Annotated in this window: 18 protein-coding genes; 6 read left to right on the forward strand and 12 right to left on the reverse strand. The window is 68.1% G+C overall.

Translation table 11 applies throughout. The features are described 5' to 3' along the window. The first annotated feature begins 9 nt into the window (after positions 1-9). Positions 10-1,167: a Zn-dependent alcohol dehydrogenase gene (locus A5730_RS10535; RefSeq protein WP_067899208.1), complete on the forward strand. Its 1,158-nt coding sequence runs from the start codon at positions 10-12 to the stop codon at positions 1,165-1,167. Here A5730_RS10535 and A5730_RS10540 read toward each other — a convergent pair. The 8 genes from A5730_RS10540 to A5730_RS10575 all read right to left on the reverse strand — a co-directional run bounded on the left by A5730_RS10540 (position 1,160) and on the right by A5730_RS10575 (position 8,815). Continuing rightward, positions 1,160-1,900 (reverse strand): SDR family NAD(P)-dependent oxidoreductase, encoded by a 741-nt coding sequence (locus A5730_RS10540; RefSeq protein WP_067899211.1) that lies wholly within the window; start codon positions 1,898-1,900, stop codon positions 1,160-1,162. The genes A5730_RS10535 and A5730_RS10540 overlap by 8 nt on opposite strands. Beyond that, positions 1,897-2,328 (reverse strand): VOC family protein, encoded by a 432-nt coding sequence (locus tag A5730_RS10545; protein ID WP_197506225.1) that lies wholly within the window; start codon positions 2,326-2,328, stop codon positions 1,897-1,899. The genes A5730_RS10540 and A5730_RS10545 overlap by 4 nt, the downstream gene beginning before the upstream one ends. A gap of 77 nt (positions 2,329-2,405) precedes the next feature. Next, positions 2,406-4,310 (reverse strand): YhgE/Pip domain-containing protein, encoded by a 1,905-nt coding sequence (locus A5730_RS10550; protein ID WP_067899216.1) that lies wholly within the window; start codon positions 4,308-4,310, stop codon positions 2,406-2,408. A gap of 2 nt (positions 4,311-4,312) precedes the next feature. Further along, positions 4,313-5,008 (reverse strand): hypothetical protein, encoded by a 696-nt coding sequence (locus A5730_RS10555; RefSeq protein ID WP_369829871.1) that lies wholly within the window; start codon positions 5,006-5,008, stop codon positions 4,313-4,315. Between the two features lie 5 nt (positions 5,009-5,013). Continuing rightward, entirely contained in the window at positions 5,014-5,631 is a 618-nt protein-coding gene (locus tag A5730_RS10560) for a TetR/AcrR family transcriptional regulator (protein WP_067899221.1), read from the reverse strand. Positions 5,632-5,687: 56 nt separating this feature from the next. Then, complete coding sequence (locus tag A5730_RS10565; RefSeq protein ID WP_067899223.1) at positions 5,688-6,512, reverse strand: SDR family NAD(P)-dependent oxidoreductase; 825 nt, start codon at positions 6,510-6,512, stop codon at positions 5,688-5,690. Positions 6,513-6,560: 48 nt separating this feature from the next. Continuing rightward, complete coding sequence (locus A5730_RS10570; RefSeq protein ID WP_067899227.1) at positions 6,561-7,796, reverse strand: cytochrome P450; 1,236 nt, start codon at positions 7,794-7,796, stop codon at positions 6,561-6,563. Further along, positions 7,793-8,815, reverse strand: a complete 1,023-nt coding sequence (locus A5730_RS10575) for an LLM class F420-dependent oxidoreductase (protein ID WP_067899230.1) — start codon at positions 8,813-8,815, stop codon at positions 7,793-7,795. The genes A5730_RS10570 and A5730_RS10575 overlap by 4 nt, the downstream gene beginning before the upstream one ends. 85 nt (positions 8,816-8,900) lie before the next feature. Between A5730_RS10575 and A5730_RS10580 the strand changes: the two genes are divergently transcribed. After that, on the forward strand, positions 8,901-10,397 hold the full coding sequence (locus tag A5730_RS10580; protein ID WP_067899233.1) for an acyl-CoA carboxylase subunit beta: 1,497 nt from the start codon (positions 8,901-8,903) through the stop codon (positions 10,395-10,397). Positions 10,398-10,403: 6 nt separating this feature from the next. Here the strand turns inward: A5730_RS10580 and A5730_RS10585 are convergent, their stop codons facing one another. The 4 genes from A5730_RS10585 to A5730_RS24260 are packed head-to-tail and all read right to left on the reverse strand — an operon-like array spanning position 10,404 to position 13,067. Next, the gene (locus A5730_RS10585; protein ID WP_067899658.1) at positions 10,404-11,447 is read right to left on the reverse strand and encodes a TIGR03857 family LLM class F420-dependent oxidoreductase; all 1,044 of its coding nucleotides are present in this window, start codon (positions 11,445-11,447) and stop codon (positions 10,404-10,406) included. Further along, positions 11,444-11,824 carry a nuclear transport factor 2 family protein gene (locus A5730_RS10590; protein WP_067899236.1) on the reverse strand — a complete coding sequence of 127 codons (381 nt, stop codon included), beginning with the start codon at positions 11,822-11,824 and terminating at the stop codon, positions 11,444-11,446. Before A5730_RS10590 ends, A5730_RS10585 begins: the two co-directional genes overlap by 4 nt. Next, positions 11,824-12,942 (reverse strand): alpha/beta hydrolase, encoded by a 1,119-nt coding sequence (locus A5730_RS10595; protein WP_067899239.1) that lies wholly within the window; start codon positions 12,940-12,942, stop codon positions 11,824-11,826. Before A5730_RS10595 ends, A5730_RS10590 begins: the two co-directional genes overlap by 1 nt. Further along, positions 12,930-13,067, reverse strand: a complete 138-nt coding sequence (locus A5730_RS24260; RefSeq protein ID WP_231994663.1) for a hypothetical protein — start codon at positions 13,065-13,067, stop codon at positions 12,930-12,932. Before A5730_RS24260 ends, A5730_RS10595 begins: the two co-directional genes overlap by 13 nt. An 81-nt stretch (positions 13,068-13,148) precedes the next feature. On the opposite strand from A5730_RS24260, the gene A5730_RS10600 reads away from it, so the two are divergent. The 4 genes from A5730_RS10600 to A5730_RS10615 are packed head-to-tail and all read left to right on the forward strand — an operon-like array spanning position 13,149 to position 16,919. Continuing rightward, entirely contained in the window at positions 13,149-14,159 is a 1,011-nt protein-coding gene (locus tag A5730_RS10600) for a Rieske 2Fe-2S domain-containing protein (protein ID WP_067899244.1), read from the forward strand. Next, on the forward strand, positions 14,156-14,776 hold the full coding sequence (locus tag A5730_RS10605; protein WP_067899245.1) for a cysteine hydrolase: 621 nt from the start codon (positions 14,156-14,158) through the stop codon (positions 14,774-14,776). The genes A5730_RS10600 and A5730_RS10605 overlap by 4 nt, the downstream gene beginning before the upstream one ends. After that, complete coding sequence (locus A5730_RS10610; protein WP_067899248.1) at positions 14,773-15,348, forward strand: thioesterase; 576 nt, start codon at positions 14,773-14,775, stop codon at positions 15,346-15,348. The genes A5730_RS10605 and A5730_RS10610 overlap by 4 nt, the downstream gene beginning before the upstream one ends. Next, entirely contained in the window at positions 15,327-16,919 is a 1,593-nt protein-coding gene (locus A5730_RS10615) for an acyl-CoA synthetase (RefSeq protein WP_067899667.1), read from the forward strand. Before A5730_RS10610 ends, A5730_RS10615 begins: the two co-directional genes overlap by 22 nt. The last annotated feature ends 76 nt before the right edge of the window (positions 16,920-16,995 follow it).

Genomic DNA, 16,995 nt, shown 5'->3' on the forward strand with positions numbered 1-16,995 from the left:
GGAATCCGCTTGAAAACCACGGGAGCGATTCTGCACGACGTCGGCGGGCCCTGGTCCGTCGAGGAATTCGAACTCGACCCGCCCCGCGCCGGCGAAGTCCTCGTCGAGATGGCGGCGGCCGGGCTGTGCCACTCCGACGACCACATCCTCAACGGCGACATGTCGGCGCCCAACGAGGTGATGCGATCCCTCGGCCTGCCGACCATGTTCCCGACGATCGGGGGCCACGAGGGCTCCGGCATCGTGCGCGACGTCGGCGACGGCGTAACGGATTTCGCCCCCGGTGACCACGTGGTGATGTCGTTCGTCGCGGTGTGCGGACAGTGCCGCTGGTGCGCGTCGGGCATGGAATACATCTGCGACGTCGGCGCTTTCACGCTGACCCCGGGGATGCCCACCGACGGCACCTTCCGCCATCACACCGCCGACGGCCGGCCCCTGGGCCATCTGGCCAAGGTGGGGGCGTTCGCCGAACACACCGTGGTGTCGACCCGGTCGCTGGTGAAGATCGAGCCGCACCTGCCGCTCGCGCCGAGCGCGCTGCTGTCGTGCGCCATTCCCACCGGTTACGGTTCGGCGGCCAACCGCGCCGGCGTGCGCGGCGGTGACACCGGATCCGTCGTCGGCGTCGGCGGGATCGGGACGGGCGCGATCCAGGGCGCGCGGATCAGCGGCGCCGCGCAGATCGTCGCCGTCGACCCGGTGGACTTCAAACAGAAATCGGCGTTGCAGTTCGGCGCCACCCACAGCGCGGCCACGATCGCCGAGGCGCAGGAGATGGTGCGGGACTTGACGTATGGGGTCATGGCCGACGCGGTGGTGGTTTCGCCGTCGCTGATCACGCCCGCCGACGTCCGCGACGCCCTGCAACTGACGCGCAAGGGCGGCACGTGCGTGCTGACCGGCATGACCTCGCAGCTGACCCGGTCGGTGAAGATCGATCTGCAGGACTTCATCCTGATGAACAAGACGCTGGCCGGGACGATATTCGGCTCGTGCAATCCCAAGGCGGACATCGCCCGGCTGGCCAGGCTCTATCAGACCGGGCAGCTTCAGCTCGACGAGATGATCACCCGCCGCTATCGCCTCGACGAGATCAACGACGCGTACGACGACCTGCGCAACGGCAAGATCATCCGCGGCATCATCGATTACGGGATCAGCTGAGGCCTTTTCGGCCCATCACCCGCTGCAGCTGGCCGTACGCGTCGATGGGGCTGTGCAACGCCAGCCCGCCGTCGGCATGCACGACTTGACCCGTCACCCAAGGCAATTCGAGGACACCGACGATGGCCGCGGCCACGTCGGTCGCGGCTCCCAGGCCGCCCAGGGCCGTGCGTTCGGACAGGGCTTCCACCCAGCCGGGCAGCTGCTCGGGTTTGGCCAGCATGGGCGTGCGCGTGACGCCCGGGCCGACGGCGTTGACCCGGATGCCGTGCGCGCCCCACTCCGCGGCGGCGACCTTCACCAGCATGTCCACCCCCGCCTTGGACACGCAGTAGGCTCCCATGTCGCGGTCGGCCAGGGTGCCGCTGATGCTGGAGACGGCGACGATCGAGCCGCCCGCCCCCGCGTCGATCATCGCGCGCGCCGCCGCCCGGATCGTCAGCCACGTGCCGGTCAGATTGACGGCCAACACCCGATTCCATTCCGCGGGCGACTGGTCGAGCAGCAGCCCGGAGGCGCCGACTCCCGCGCACGTGACGACCCGGATGGGCGCGCCGTGCTCGCGGACGGTTTGGTCCATCGCGGCCGACACCGCGTCGGGATCGCTGACGTCGCAGGCGATGTCGGCGTTGGACAGGTCCCACACCACGACGCCGTGCCCCGCGGCGCGCAACCGGCCGGCCACTTCGGCCCCGATGCCCGACGCTCCGCCCGTCACCAACGCGGTGCTCACTTCGCGCGCCCGATCAGCTCGACGAGTACGCCGTCCGGCGCTTCGATCGCCGCCATCGCGACGGTCCTTCCGTCCGGCGCCACGACGTCGATGCGCCGCACGCCGTCGGTGAAACCCAATGCGGCCAAAGCGGCGAGCGTCTCGTCGACTTCACGCTGCAGCGAGAGCAACATGAACCCGTGCCGCAACGCGGTCGAATCCGGCAGTGCCTCGAGGGCACCCGCCACCTCCACCAGTTCGACAAACCCGCTGCCCGATGCCTGCGGATCGCCGAGAAATACCGATCGCAGCCGATCGCTCCCGGCGCCGAACAGTGTTGGCCAATCGCCGACGAAATCGTAATCCATCAACTGGCTCAGGCCCAGGCCTTCGCACCAGAATCGAAGGGAGCGTTCGACATCGGAGGTGCAAATCGCCGAATGATGCACACCTAACATGGGCTTCCTCTCGATCGCCGCAGTTGGCCACCATCATGCAACGTCGATGGTCGACGCGGAACGTCTGCCTACATCTTGATCGCCGGGATCAACCTGCTGAGGTTCCACAGGCGATCTCGTCGTGCCGACAGCGATGAGATTGCCAGCGCGACAGCCGTTATCGCAACCAGCACGGTGATCGCCTGCCAGAGCCGGCCGTCGATGCCGCCGAGGATGAGCTGGCGCAGCCCGTTGACGCCGTAGGTCATCGGGTCGAAGCGGTGCAGCACCTGGAAGGGCCGCGAGGTGGTCTCCACGGGGTACATGCCGCCGGCGCTGACCAGCTGCAGCATCAGCAGGGCCATGATCAGCACGCGTCCCACCGCCGGGCCGACGAGCGCGTTGATCGCCTGTGTGGCGGCCACGAACGCCGCGGAGATGAGGATCATGAACCCCAGCATCGCGACCGGATGCACGGCGTGCATGCCGAGGGCGAACCGGACCACGCAGTAGAGGATGATCGCCTGGAACAACGCGATCGCGGCCGCGGGCAAATAGCTGGCGAGCACCACCCGGATTTCCAGTACCTCCGCGGCGATCGCACGACTCTGCAAGGGCCGCAAAATCATCCACAGCACCAATGCGCCGAAGAACAGCGCCAGCGTCAGAAAGAACGGGGCCATGCCGGTGCCGAAGTTGGGCGCGGCGTTCTCGTGCGAGGCTGCGAGCTGCACCGGCCCGCCGATGGTGTCGGCGACCGCGTCCTTTTGCTGAGTCGTCCAGTTGGGCAGCTGGTTGGCCCCCTCGCCGAGCTTGCTGGCCAGCTCGGCCGATCCCGCCTTGAGTTGGTGTGCCCCGTCGTCGAGTTTGACCATGCCGCTTGCCAACTCGGCGTTGCCGGCCGCCAGCTGCTGGGCGCCGTCACGGAGCTGGGTGAGCTTGTTCGTCAGCTCCTGCCCCTTGTTGCCGACCTGGTCGAGGGCCGAGCCCAGCGGGCTGCCGGGCGTGCGCATGGCGGAGGTCATCGCGATCGCGGCGTTTTGCGCGTCGGTGAGACGCTGGCGGATCTGCGGCGTGAACTGATGTCCCCTCAGCTGATCCTGGATGCCGCGCAGGTTGTTCGCCAACGGATCCTGGCGCGCGGCGAGCTGATCGATCACCGGCGACAACGCATCCGCGGCGCCGTCCTGCGCCGTGGCGATGGTGCCGATCTGGTCGTTGGCCTGCTGCAGCGCGGCCGCGCCCTGCTGCAATTGCTGCGTGTCGCCGCCGATCTGTGACAGGGCCCGGGTCACCGTGAGCAGCGGGTCGGTGGCCTGGTTGATTCCGTCGGACAATTCCTGGGCCCCGGCGGCGAGGCGCGCCGAGCCGGACCGGGCCGTGTCGAGGCCGGCGGCCAGCTGCCCGGCGCCGTCGTCGAGTCGGGCCGCGCCGTCGGCGGCCTGCTTGATGCCCGCGCCCGACGAAACCACCACCGACAGCATGTGATTGACGGCCTGGCCGGAGATCCGGCTGGACACCGCGTTGAGCACCTGAGTGATGGCGGTGCGGCCGATGCTGGTGGAGATGTAGTTGTTGGCGTCGTTGTAGACGGCGATCAGGTTGGCCTTCTTCGGCTGCCCCGTCACCGGCGACGCGATCGCCGCGCTGAAGTCCGGGGGCAACTCGACCATGAAGTAGTACTTGCCGTGGTCGACTCCGTTGCGCGCTTCGGCCAGGTTCACGACGTGCCAGTCCAACCCGCCGTCCGCGGTGAGGCTCTTGGCGATCTCGTCGCCGGCGTTGAACTGCTCACCGGAGACGACGGCGCCGCGGTCGGAATTGACCAGCGCCACCGGCATTTTGTTGGTGTGGCCGAAGGGATCCCAGAACGCCCACAGGTACAGCGCCCCGTACACCAGCGGCAGCAACATCAGCACGACGATCGCCACGCGCGTCAACCGGCTGCGACCGAAACGCTTGATCTCCGACCCGAATGCGAGTCCAGCCAACATCGTCAATCTCCTCCGGTCAAAACGCGGCGATCGTGAAGCTCGTGCTCGGGTGCGTCGGTGCCGAGCGGGTTGGTGACTCCGACGACGACGGTGCGCTCTCTCGCGATCACACCCAGCCGATCCACCGCGATCGCTCGCCGGGAGTTGTCGCGCACCTGCTCGAGATCGCCGACCACCAGAATCGGGCGATTCGACAGCAGCGCGAGCGTGATGCGCAGCAAAAACAGTTCCAGGTCGGACAATTCGACGATGTAGGTGTCCGAGGACGGTGTCGGTATGTCGCCGAAGACCTCCGTCAGCTCGGCCTGGCCTGCTTGCAGCGGCACCAGCGAATACCACGGCGCCAGCCACCGGCGTTGCTCGGCGAGTACGGTCGCCACGGTCACCGACTCTTCGAGTTCGTCGATGTCGTCGAAGGCCGCGATCGCGCACAGGCGGCGGATCGCGCGCGGCGTCGTCTCGCCGAGCACGGTCAACGAGCCGTGAGTCGCCTTGAATCGGCCCGCGAGCGTCAACAACAGGGTTGTCTGACCGGGACCCCCGGGCATCTGAATGGCGTGAAACCCCGGCGTCAGGGCGAGGTCGACCCCCGAGAACAGCGGCCCGTGCTCACCGTCGACCCCCAGTCCGGCGGCGGTGATCACCGGTGCGATGTCGTCCGGCTCGTCGTTGGCATCCATGGTGTGGCTTTCCCTCATCGCCTTCAACCCGGAATCGATTCCAGCAGTGCGGTGATCAGTTGCGCGAGCAGATCGGGGTTGATGGTTCCCGGACGCAGCACCTCTTCCATCGCGACGCCCAGGTTGAGGGTGACGACGAGCTGCGCGATGTCGGTCAGCCGCCGGTCGCCCGGCACGGTGTCGGTCGATTCGACGATGTGCAGCGCCTGGTCGGCCGCGGCGCGGCGGCGCTCGATCAGGCGTTCCCGAAGCTGCGGGTCGCGCTGGGCGCGCAGCCAGTACTCGACCAGCAGCACGTAATAGTCGGAATGGTCGCGGACCGAGTCGAGCACCGACCGGCTCACCTCGCCCGCGGCCGCGGCGGTGTCGCCGTCGCTGCGGTCCAGCGCTATCGCGATCTGCTCGCCGCGCAGCTCGAACTCGCGGTCAAGCAGGGCCAGGAACAGCTCGTCCTTCGACTCGAAGTTGGAATAGACCGCGCCCTTGGTGAAGCCCGCGGCCTGCCCGATCGCGTCGATGGTGGCGCCGGCGAAACCCTCGGCCGCGAACACCTTCGACGCCGCATCCAGGATTCGGTCGCGGACCTCGCCCCGGGTGGGGCGGGTGCGATGCGGTTTGACAGGCGACATGTGCAGCAGCATACCCTTCAGTATCGGTTAGATACTAGCGGGTATCGAAGATCACCCTGGCGGGTGCGTCAGCCCAGCCTTGACGCGGTGCGCCCCCACAGTTCGGCGGCCAATCGCGGGTCGTCCGCCAGGCGGCTGGTCTTGGCGATCTTGCGCTTGGCGTAGTACGCGCCGGGCGTCCACTGGACAACGGGCGTGCCCGACGCCAGCCGCACCAACTGCTCGGCGCCCTGGTCCGGGCTCGAAATGAACAGCACCGCCGGGGTGTACCGCTGCATGAACACCAGAAATCGCGAACCCGAGGCAATGCCGATGTTGGAGTTGACATTGCCGGGATGCACCGACGCGACGGAAAGGCCGCCGGAATGGTAGCGCCGGTGTAACTCCTTGGTGAACAACACGATTGCGAGCTTCGACAACGCGTAGGCCGCGGCGGGCCGCCGGCTGGCGGTGTTCTCCAGGTCGTCGACGGTGGCACGGAAGATCAGCTTGTGCGACGAGCTGGTCGTGTTGACGATCGTCGCGCGGGACTCCAGCAGCACATCCAGCAATTGGGTGGTCAACAGGAACGGCGCCAGGTAGTTGACCTGATAGGTGCGTTCATAGCCGTCGGGCGTCAGCTCGATCTTGCTGGCCATCCTGCCCGCATTGTTGAGCAAAACGTCGATGCGCGGGTATTGCGAACGCAATTTGTCCGCCAGCGCCCGCACCTGGGATAGGTCGGCGTAGTCGACGACAAAGTAGTCGGCGTCCAATTCGGCGGCCACCGCGGCGGTCTTGGTGTGGGAGCGGCCCACCACGACGATCCGGTCGCCGGTGCGGCTGAGGCGACGGGCCGCGGCCGCGCCGATGCCGTCGCTGGCGCCCGTGATGACGATCGTCCTGCGCGTCATTGCGAGACCTCCCGGGGGAGTGTAGCGATCACGCGCTAAGCGGGCCGCTCAGGCCAGCGCGTAGCGCACCGGCAGATGCTTGAGGCCGCCGACGAACGTGGTAGCGACCAACTCCGGATCACCGGTCAGCTCAATGGATTTGAGCCTGGGCAGCAACTCGGTGAAGAAGCTGTTGACCTCCATGCGGGCCAACGCCGCGCCCATGCAGAAGTGCACGCCGTATCCGAACGCCAAGTGCTTGTTGGGGTCGCGCCCGACGTCGAATCGGAACGGGTCGACGAAGACATCCTCGTCACGGTTGGCCGAGACGTAGGACAGCAGCACCGAATCACCCGCCGCGATGGGCACCCCGCGCACGGTGGTGTCCGCGGTGGCGGTACGCATGAATTCCTTGACCGGGGTGACCCAGCGGATCATCTCCTCGGTGGCCAGCGGCATCAGGTCGAGGTTGTCGCGCAGCCGCTCGAGCTGGTCGGGGTTCTCGATGAGCGCCTGCAGCCCACCGGAGATGGTGGCGCTGGTGGTGTCGTGGCCGGCCGTGGCGACGATGAGGTAGTAGGACACCGTGTCGATGTCGGACAGCGGCTCGCCGTCGACGCGGGCGTTGGCGATGGCGGACGCCAAGTCCTCGGTCGGGTGCTCGCGGCGCGCGGCGGTCACCCCGTTGAAGTACTGGAACATGTCGAACAACGCGGGCAGCTGGTCCTCGTTGGTGGTGCCCCGCTTGAACTCGGAGTCGTCGCTGCCGAACAACTCCTGGGTCAGCTTGAGCATCCTGGGAAAGTCGGCCTCGGGCAGTCCCAGCAGCGACATGATCACGAAGAGCGGGTAGTTGACCGCCACCTCCTGGACGAAATCGCATTCCGGGCTCGCCGCCATCATCTTGTCGACGTAGATCTTGGCCAGCTCGTCGACGCGAACCTTCAACGCCCGCATTGCCTTTGGGCGAAACCAGTCGGAGCCGATCGCACGCACCACCCGATGCTGCGGATCGTCGAGGTGGATCAGGGTGCGCACGCCCGCGGCGGCCTGCATCTCGTCGCCCTCGGCGGTCGTCAGGACGGGCCGTGGCCAGTTGGTGAAGAGCATGTTCTCGCGCTCGATGTCCATGATGTCGGCGTGCTTGGTGATCGCCCAGAACGGACGGTAGTTGGGCACCTCAACCCAGGACACCGGTGCGCTGGCGCGCAGGTGAGTCAGCGCCGCGTGTAGTCGCCGCTCGTCGGTGTAGGCCAAGGGGTCGGCCAACAGCTTGGCGGACTCGTCTACCGTGGTTGTGCTCACTCGCGAAACTCCTTCATTGCGGACCTGATACACGACGCGGAGGCGTTGTAGAAGATCGGCAGCACCCGGTCGACCACGCCGCGGCAACGTTTCTTGAGGGCGGCGCCGACGTCTTCCACCGGGCCGACCACCGCGAAGGCCGCCAGCATCTCGTCGTCGACCAGCGAGCCCATCGTGTCCCACTCGCCCGCGAGCGACAGCCGGTGCAGTTCGGTCTGCGCCTCGCCCCAACCGTGCAACTCCAAGACCTTGCGGTACGCGGGCGTCGACCCGTAGAAGGCGATCTGCTTGCGCACGGCGGCGGTGGCGGCGGCCAGTTCGTCCTCGTTCTCTCCGGTCGCGACGAGCACCTCGCTCGAAACTTCGAAGTCGTTGCGGCGCCGGCCGGCTCGCTGCATGCCACGCAGCAGCGCCGGCATGGTGACCTCGTCGAGGTACCGCTTGGAAACCATCGGATGCCCCAGGTGACCGTCGGCGGCCTCCCCGCACATCTCGGTCATCGCTTCGCCCACCGCCGCGACGAAAACCCTGGGCGCGGAATACGGGTGCGGCTCCGGCGTGAACATCGGCGTCATGATCTTGTGCGTGTAGAAGTCGCCCTCGAAGCGCAGCTTGCCGCCGTCCTGCCACGCCGACCAGATCGCGTGGAGGGCGGCGACGAACTCGCGCATCCGGCGCGCGGGGTGACTCCACGGCATGCTGAACCGCTTCTCGATGTGCGGTTGGATCTGGGTGCCCAGGCCGAGGATGAACCGGCCCTTCGAGTAGGCCTGCAGATCCCAACCGATGTTCGCGACGATCATCGGATTGCGGGCGAACGCCACCGCGATGTTGGTACCGAGTTCGAGCCGCGACGTGTGCTCGGCGGCCAGCAGCAGCGGCAGAAACGGGTCGTGACTGGTTTCGGCGGTCCAGCCGCCGTCGTAGCCCTCTCGTTCCAGGGCGACGGCCGCGTCGGTCACGCGTGCCAGCTGATTGGGGATGCCCCCGTCGACCTTGAGGCGGGCAGCGTCGGCCATGCGGGTAACTTTACAGTAAGCAATCCAGTATGTGACCACACGTATCTAGTCGCGCGACGGAACCTGCATGAGGTAGGACATAGGCATGCCGAACACCCAGGACTGGGGAGAAACGCTCGACGACCTCGGGCGGCGCCGTCAGCACGCACGGGACATGGGCGGGCCGGAGCGGCTCGACAAGCACCGCGGCAAGGGCAAGCTCGACGCCCGCGCGCGCATCGAGCGCCTCCTCGACCCGGGGACCTTCCGCGAGATCGGCACCCTGGTCGGGGGCCAGGTGGCCGCGGACGGGATCGTCGTCGGTTCCGGCTTGATCGACGGCTCGCCGGTGATGCTGGGCGCCGAGGACTTCACCACGATGGCCGGCAGCATCGGGCCCGGTGGCAACTCCAAGCGCTACCGCATCGCCGAACTCGCACTGCGCGACAGGATTCCGTTGGTGATGCTGCTGGAAGGCGCCGGCTTCCGCCCCGGCGGCGGACACTACGGCCGCACCCCGACCGATCTGCTCGCCCAGGCGCAGTGCTCGGGCCGGGTGCCAACCGTCGCCGCCGTGCTCGGCCCGTCTGCCGGGCATGGCGCGCTCGTCGCCCCGGTCTGCGACTTCCGGATCATGAGCGCCCAGGGCGCGATCTTCACCGCCGGACCGCCGGTCGTCAAAGAGTCCACCGGAGAAGAGATCTCGAAGGAGGACCTCGGCGGGCCCGTCACCGCCTTGCCGAGCGGGGTGATCCACAACGTCGCCGACGACGACGAGGCGGTGATCGCCGACATCCGGCGGTACCTGTCGTATTTCCCGCGCAGCGCGTGGTCGTACCCTGCGCCGCTACCGCCGGACGAGGACAGCGAGCCACGCGCGACGCCCGAACTCCTCGACATCGTCTCGCGCGACAACCGCCGCGTGTACGACATGCGCGCCGTCCTCGACGTGATCTTCGACCGGCCCGACTGGTTCGAGGTGCAGCCACAGTACGGCAAGGCGATCATGTGCGCGCTGGCGCATCTCGGCGGGCATCCGGTCGCGGTGGTGGCCAATCAGCCCCAGGTGATCGCCGGCTCGATCGACGCCGACGCCGCGGACAAGGCGGCGCATTTCATCATGGTGGCCGACTCGTTCCACCTACCCATCGTCTTCCTTGCCGACAACCCGGGCATGCTGCCCGGCAGCCGCTCCGAACGCAGCGGGGTGCTGCGCGCGGGCGCGCGGATGTTCGCCGCCCAGACCGCGGCCACCACGGTCAAGCTGCATCTCACCTTGCGCAAGGCCTACGGATTCGGCTCCATGGTCATGTCGCTGTTGGGTTTCGATCACCAGAGCGCGACCTTCGCCTACCCGGGCGCGACCATGGGCGCCATGAGCGCGGCGGCGCTGGGCCGGGCGACGCATGCCGGTGAGGACATCACCGCGAAGCTGCGTGACGCCGAGCTGCAGGCGTCCTATCGCTCGGCCGAGCATCTGGGATTCGACGAACTCATCGATCCCCGGGAGACCCGGGATGCCTTACTGGGTGCGCTGCTTCGTGGACTGTCCAGCCGGCAGGCCGCCGCGGAGCCGGTCAGCCGGACCGTCATCATGCCCTGACCGGCGTTACTCCCCCGCCCGGTACGCCGCGATCACCGGCTCCAGTTCGTCCGGCGTGGCGCCGTGCATGATCACCGCGTCGGCGCCGTAGTCGAACTCCTTGCGGACGCGTTCCGCGCATTGGCCGGCCGACCCGGTGGCCGACGGCTCGAGCCACTCGTCGGGGATCAACGTCGCGATGTGCTCGATTTGCTCCGCGGTGGCCTTGTGGTCGATCCCACCGGCGATCGACGTCACCACGGGGTCTTCCCGGAAGCGTTGCAGCACAGCGGGATCCCAGTCGTTGGTGCGCACCATCAGGTCGCCGTAGCCCTGCAGGTAGGTGGCGAGGCGCGCGACCGTCTTCTTCAGCCGCAGCTCCTCGGGAAGGTGGTCACCGACCGTAGCGAAACAGGACCAGACCCGCACGCTGTCCGGGTCGCGGCCGGCCTTTTCGGCGGCGGACTTGACGGTCTTGACGCAGCGCTGCAGCGTCTCCGGGGTGAAGTAAGTGTGCAAGATGACGTCGTCGAACACCCGGCCGCCCAGCGCCAGCGTGTTCGGCCCGAAAGCCACCAGCGCCAATCGAATGTCCTCGTTGAAGTCCGGATCGAGGAACAGGATCGGGTACTTGCCCATCGGCCCCTCGTGGTTGAAGATCAGCTCGCCGTGCCACAGGCGGCGCATCACCTGGGCCCAGTCCTCCATCTGCGCGGTGGTGACCGCCGGAATGCCGAACGCCCCGTAGATCGCCGCGATGCCGCGGCCGATGCCCAGCGTGAAACGGCCGCCGGAGAGCCGGTGCATGGTGGTGGCCCACGAGCCGGTGATCAACGGGTGGCGGGTGTTGTGATTGGTTGCCGCGGTGGCGATCTGCATCCTGGTCGTCACGGCACACGCCGCCCCGACCAGGGATGAGGCTTCCTTGACGTTCCAACGCTCGGAGATGAACGCGGTGCTTATGCCCAATTCCTCGCCGCGGCGGGCCTCGTCGACCAGCGTCGCCGGCCCCTCCCCGCCCGCACCCGCCAGCAGGTAGTAGCCCAATTCATCCAGGGTGCGCTCGCTCAACTCCAAACTCCTTGCCGGTAGCCGCAATTCCAGACTTCGGTGATTTGCCCGTCGACGACGCGGAACACCTCGATGCTGCCGACGTTGGTTTGGGCGCCGTCCTTGGTGGTCATCGACGAGTCGTAGACGATCGCGACGTGCTCGCCGTCATCGCCCGCCGCGACGACGTTCAGGTCGAAACGCAGCTGGTCGAACATCGCCCAGACGTCCTTGATCCGGGCGACCGCCTGCTCACGGGTGAGCGTGTGCGCCTCGCCCACCTCGTGCCGGATCACGTTGTCGGCGAACAGCTCCTCGGCGAGCGCCAGATCGCGTTCGTTCCAGGCGACCAAGTTGTAGAGCTCCACCACCTCGCGGGCCGTGCGCGTGGCCGCCATCAGCCGGCCACGCGGCGCAGGAATCGGTCGGTCACCCGCTGCACCCGCCGGGAGAAGATGTGTCCGACGTGGCTGCCGTCATACCAGTACAGCTCGCCGCCCCAGCGCTGCTGCAACGCGACCGCGGGTTCGCGCATCGCCATCCGGTCGTGCCAGGCGCCGACGATGAGCCGCCGGTCCGGCGCCGGCGCCGGGTCGACCTGCAGCGGATCGATCACCGAGGTCAGCTTCGCCACCTCCGGGGACGCCAACAGCTCCCGGAACCCGTCCCGCGACGATCCCCAGCGGCCCAGGTGCCGGGCGATCATCGCGTTGAGGCCGAGGATCGGCGTGTACAGCGCGACGGCATCGATCTGCCGCTCCAGGTGTGAGACCAGCGCGGCGATTGGGGTTCCCATCGAAATCCCGGCCACCACAACGGCGGTCGCCTGCGGCTGCGCCCAGCGCACCACCGCCCGGATCTCCGAGACCGCGCGCATCATCCCGGCGACGTTGCCCAGGGGGTCCATGTCGGGGTAGGCCGGCCATTCGCCGCGCCGGCAGCCGTGGCCGGGCTGCACCGGCATGGCGACGTTGAAGCCGAGCTGGTGATGTATGCGGCCGATGCGGCTCAGCAAGAGGTCTTCCGTGCCGCCCTGGCCGGCGCCGTGCACCCAGATCAGCCACGGCCTCGGGCCGTCGGTATGCCGGCACAGGTGCACGACCGCCCGCGCGGGTCCGCTCAGGCCCTCGGCCGCCAGCGTTGTCGGCAACCCCGGGTCGTGCTCGAACTTCATCCGCTCGTACGCGAGATTTCCGATGCGGCGGCGCCGCACCGAGCTCGGGCGCAACGGCGGCGGGTCCGCGTGCGCGCGGTCGATGCCCAGGGCGGACAACTCCTCTGCGGCGGCCGCGCAGCCCTCCAGCGGCCGCATCGCCGCCGGCTGCCCGCCAATCAGTGAAAAGCCGCTCAGCACAAGCTCATCCAGCAGGACCTCGCCGAACTGGCGCACACCGCGTGGCGACACGGGCGCCCAGCCGGTCGATGCGCTCAGCCCGGCCACCGTGCGGGGCAGCAACATGCCGAGCTCACGGGTCGCGTCCCTGGCGAGTTCAAAGCCCTGCGTTACCTTCGACATGCCGCCGCCCCACCCAGGACCATCGGCGCGAAGTCGTCGACGCCCTCCAGCGGTGGGGCCGTCTTCGGGTCGGCACCCGCCGCGGAAACCGCCACGTCGAGGGTGACGGCAGCCGCCTGTGTCATTTCGCTCCTTGCCGTGCGCGGACCGGACTGCTGAAATCTATACTGTAACGGACTTAGTATCAGGCAATCGGAGGCATCGGCGTGGAAGTGCCCTTCACCTGGAAGGTCACCGGGTGGTTCATGGTCGGGTGGTCGCCCGAATTCCCGGTCGGCGAGGTGCGCCCGCTGCACTACTTCGGCGAGGACCTGGTCGCCTACCGCGCCGAATCCGGTGAGCTGCACGTCCTGGAGGCGCACTGCAAACACCTCGGCGCGCACATCGGCCACGGCGGCAAGGTGCTGGGCGACTGCGTCGAATGCCCGTTCCACGGCTGGCGGTGGGGCCCCGACGGCACCAACCGGTACATCCCCTACCAACCCGACCGCCCCAACCGTGCGCTGCGGCTGCGGGTGTACCCGGTGCGCGAACAGTACGACTGCGTGTTCATCTGGCATCACCCGGACGGCAAAGAGCCGCAGTGGGAAATGCCCGACATCTTCTTGAAATTCCCGCAATTCGAGACCGACCCGGCGGCCTACTACCGCGCGTACCCGGAATTCTCCCGGCGCGCGGAACGCGAGCCGGTGCATCCCCAGATCGTGGCCGAAAACGCCCCCGACAGCGCCCATTTCGAATACGTGCACCACGCCACGGTGACACCGCGAGTCCTGGACTACAAGATCGTCGACCACGAATGGCAGTTTGTCGCCGGCTGGCCGGACGCGCGCAGCGACGACCCCGAGGACCTCGCGTTGCGGTTCCACAGCCACCTGTTCGGCCTCGGCGGGGCGATCAGCGTCTTCGAGGGGGCGCAGAACCACCGGCTGATCTTCACCTGCACACCGGTCGACGACGAGTGTTCGGACCTGTTCTACTCGATCTGGTGGCCGCGGGTTCCCGGCGATGATTCCGACGTACCGGAGGGCAAGCTGCGCGAAGTGATCGAAAAGCAGTTCCTGTCCACCGTCTTCGACGACCTGCGAATCTGGCGCTACCAGAAGTACGTGGAGCATCCGGCGCTTTCCAAGGTGGACGCGAAAGGGTATATGGCACTGCGTAAGTGGGCGACACAGTTCTATGACGTCGGGCCGGGGGTGAGCGCGCCGGCATGACAGGCGAACTGGCCGAAATCGCGGCGCCCGAGCACACCGCGATCGTCACCCAGGAGTGCCAGGGGGCGGTCGTCGGGCCCGACGCCGGCCTGGCCATGCTGGCCGAGGAAGCGCGCCGGGTCGCGCTGCCCAACATCGTGCGGCTGCTGCCCGTGGCCCGCGCCGCCGGCGTCCGCGTCGTGCACTGCCTGGTGCGGCGGCGGCCCGACGGCCTCGGTTCCAATCACAACGCGAGGATCTTCGCCATGGGCCAGGGGCAGGTCGACATCACCCCCGGCACCCCGGGGGCCACCCTGCTGCCCGAATTGGGACCGGAGCCAAGCGATCTGGTGCTCAGCCGCTGGCACGGCGTCGGACCGATGGGCGGCACCGACTTGGACGCCGTACTGCGCAACCTCGGGGTGTCCACCATCGTCGTCGTCGGCGTGTCCCTGAACATCGCGATCCCCAACGTCGTCATGGACGCCGTCAACGCCGCCTACCGCGTCGTCGTGCCCCGCGATGCGGTCGCCGGCATACCCACCGAATACGGAGAGGCCATCATCGCCAACACCCTGTCACTGCTCGCGACCATCACCACCACCGACGAGTTGCTCCGAACATGGGCCCGGAAATGACCGACACCGAGCCCGGAGTCCGCGGCGGATTCCCCGACATCAGGCCCGCCGACCACGCGCCGCCCGGCCTGGGCCGATTCGTCGCAGCGCTGCGCCGGCTGCAGGATCTGACCGTAGCCAGCAACCCGGGCAGTTCGGCGTGGACCGCCGCCGCCCGGCACATCGAGAACGCGTGTGCGTTACTCGACGGCCATCAGGTGCCCGAAGGCATGGCGCCGGCCGGCCGCGTCCTCGAGCTACCCGGCCTGGGTCATCCCCTGATGCCGCCGTGGACCATCACCGGGTCCGGGCCGAGCGGCGTCACCATGTCGGGGCATTTCACCCGGTCGCACGTGGGCGGGAACAACGCCGTGCACGGCGGCATGATCCCGCTCTTCTACGACTGGCTGCTCGGCATGGTGGTCTCCACCGCCGGCACGCCGCCCACCCGAACGGCGTACCTGCACGTCGACTACCGGAACATCACCCCGATCGACGAGCCGCTGACGGCGGCCGGCCGCGTAGCGGAGATGAAGATCTTCCTGCCGTCGATGCCGGTGATGCGGCCGCAATACCCGATCGGGAATTGCTGATTCAAGGCGCACGGCGATACAGCTACCAACAGGTGATCGAACGCTCACACCGCCTCGCCGCGTACCTGCACTCCCGCGGGCTGGGGTGCCGCACCGAACGCTCGGCGCTCGCCGGCCATGAGGTCGGCCAGGACCTGCTGGGCGTCTACGCGTACAACGGGAACGAATTCGTCGAGGCGCTGCTCGGCGCGTTCGGAGCCCGAGTCGCCCCGTTCAACGTGAATTTCCGCTACGTCAAGAGCGAGCTGCATTATCTGCTGGCCGACGCCGGGGCGACCGCCTTGGTCTATCACGCGGCCTTCGCGCCGCGGGTGGCCGAGATCCTGCCCGATCTCCCCCAGCTGCGGGTGCTGATCCAAATCGCCGACGACTCGGGCAACGAATTGCTTTACGGTGCAGTGGATTACGAGTCGGCCATCGCGTCTTGCGCACCGGAGCCACCGCCGGTGCAGCATTCCCCAGACGACCTGTACGTCCTGTACACGGGCGGCACGACCGGGATGCCCAAAGGCGTGCTGTGGCGCCAGCACGACATCTTCATGACGTCCTTCGGCGGGCGCAATCTGATGACGGGTGAGCCCTTCGGCTCGGTCGAGGAGATCGCGGCCGGGGTGGTCGCCGGGCCCGGGACCAAGTTGATGATCCTGCCGCCGCTGATGCACGGCGCGGCCCAGTGGAGCGTGATGACGGCCATCACCACCGGGCAGTCCGTCGTCTTCCCCGCTGTGGTCGATCACCTGGACGCAGAGGAGGTCGTCCGCACCATCGAGCGTGAGCGGGTGACCGTGGTGACGGTGGTCGGTGATGCGATGGCGCGCCCGCTGGTTGCCGCGATCGAGAAGGGGATCGCGGACGTGTCGTCGTTGGCCGTGGTGGCCAACGGCGGCGCGCTGCTCACCCCGTTCGTCAAGCAGCGGTTGATCGAGGTCCTGCCGAACGCCGTGGTGGTCGACGGCGTCGGTTCCTCGGAGACCGGCGCGCAGATGCACCACATGTCGACGTCCGGGGCCGTGTCGACGGGCACCTTCAACGCCGGGCCGGACACCTTCGTGGCCGCCGAGGACCTGGGCGCCATCCTGGATCCGGGTCACGACGGTATCGGCTGGCTGGCCCAGCGCGGTTACGTGCCGCTCGGCTACAAGGGCGACGCGGCCAAGACCGCCAAGACATTTCCCGTCATCGACGGCGTGCGCTACGCGATTCCCGGAGATCGGGCGCGGCACCGCGCCGACGGCAGCGTCGAACTGCTCGGCCGCGATTCGGTGACGATCAACTCGGGCGGCGAGAAGATCTTCGCCGAGGAGGTCGAGACCGCGATCGCCTCGCATCCGTCCGTGGCCGACGTGCTGGTGGCGGGGCGCCCCAGCGAGCGGTGGGGCCAAGAGGTGGTCGCCGTCGTCGCCGTGACGCCAGGCGCCCGGGCCGACGCCGACGAGTTGATCGCGCACGCCGCGCAATCGTTGGCCCGCTACAAACTTCCCAAAGCGATCGTGTTCCGCCCGGCGATCGAGCGCAGCCCGTCGGGCAAGGCCGACTACCGCTGGGCACGCGAGCAGGCGGCGAACGGCTAGGCGGCTTCGCGGACTCCGGCCCGGCGGATCGACCCACGCGAGCGACTTCCGACGGTCAGCCCATATTGTCTACTGT

The sequence above is a fragment of the Mycobacterium sp. ACS4054 genome (assembly GCF_001667275.1).
Classification (GTDB): domain Bacteria; phylum Actinomycetota; class Actinomycetes; order Mycobacteriales; family Mycobacteriaceae; genus Mycobacterium.

Bases quoted from the DNA above. Each gene is read 5' to 3' on its own strand.
- A5730_RS10550 (WP_067899216.1), bottom strand. From the start codon at position 4,310: ATGTTGGCTGGACTCGCATTCGGGTCGGAGATCAAGCGTTTCGGTCGC.
- A5730_RS10555 (WP_369829871.1), bottom strand. From the start codon at position 5,008: ATGAGGGAAAGCCACACCATGGATGCCAACGACGAGCCGGACGACATC.
- A5730_RS10560 (WP_067899221.1), bottom strand. From the start codon at position 5,631: ATGCTGCTGCACATGTCGCCTGTCAAACCGCATCGCACCCGCCCCACC.
- A5730_RS10565 (WP_067899223.1), bottom strand. From the start codon at position 6,512: ATGACGCGCAGGACGATCGTCATCACGGGCGCCAGCGACGGCATCGGC.
- A5730_RS10575 (WP_067899230.1), bottom strand. From the start codon at position 8,815: ATGGCCGACGCTGCCCGCCTCAAGGTCGACGGGGGCATCCCCAATCAG.
- A5730_RS10580 (WP_067899233.1), top strand. From the start codon at position 8,901: ATGCCGAACACCCAGGACTGGGGAGAAACGCTCGACGACCTCGGGCGG.
- A5730_RS10590 (WP_067899236.1), bottom strand. From the start codon at position 11,824: ATGGCGGCCACGCGCACGGCCCGCGAGGTGGTGGAGCTCTACAACTTG.
- A5730_RS10595 (WP_067899239.1), bottom strand. From the start codon at position 12,942: ATGTCGAAGGTAACGCAGGGCTTTGAACTCGCCAGGGACGCGACCCGT.
- A5730_RS24260 (WP_231994663.1), bottom strand. From the start codon at position 13,067: ATGACACAGGCGGCTGCCGTCACCCTCGACGTGGCGGTTTCCGCGGCG.
- A5730_RS10605 (WP_067899245.1), top strand. From the start codon at position 14,156: ATGACAGGCGAACTGGCCGAAATCGCGGCGCCCGAGCACACCGCGATC.
- A5730_RS10610 (WP_067899248.1), top strand. From the start codon at position 14,773: ATGACCGACACCGAGCCCGGAGTCCGCGGCGGATTCCCCGACATCAGG.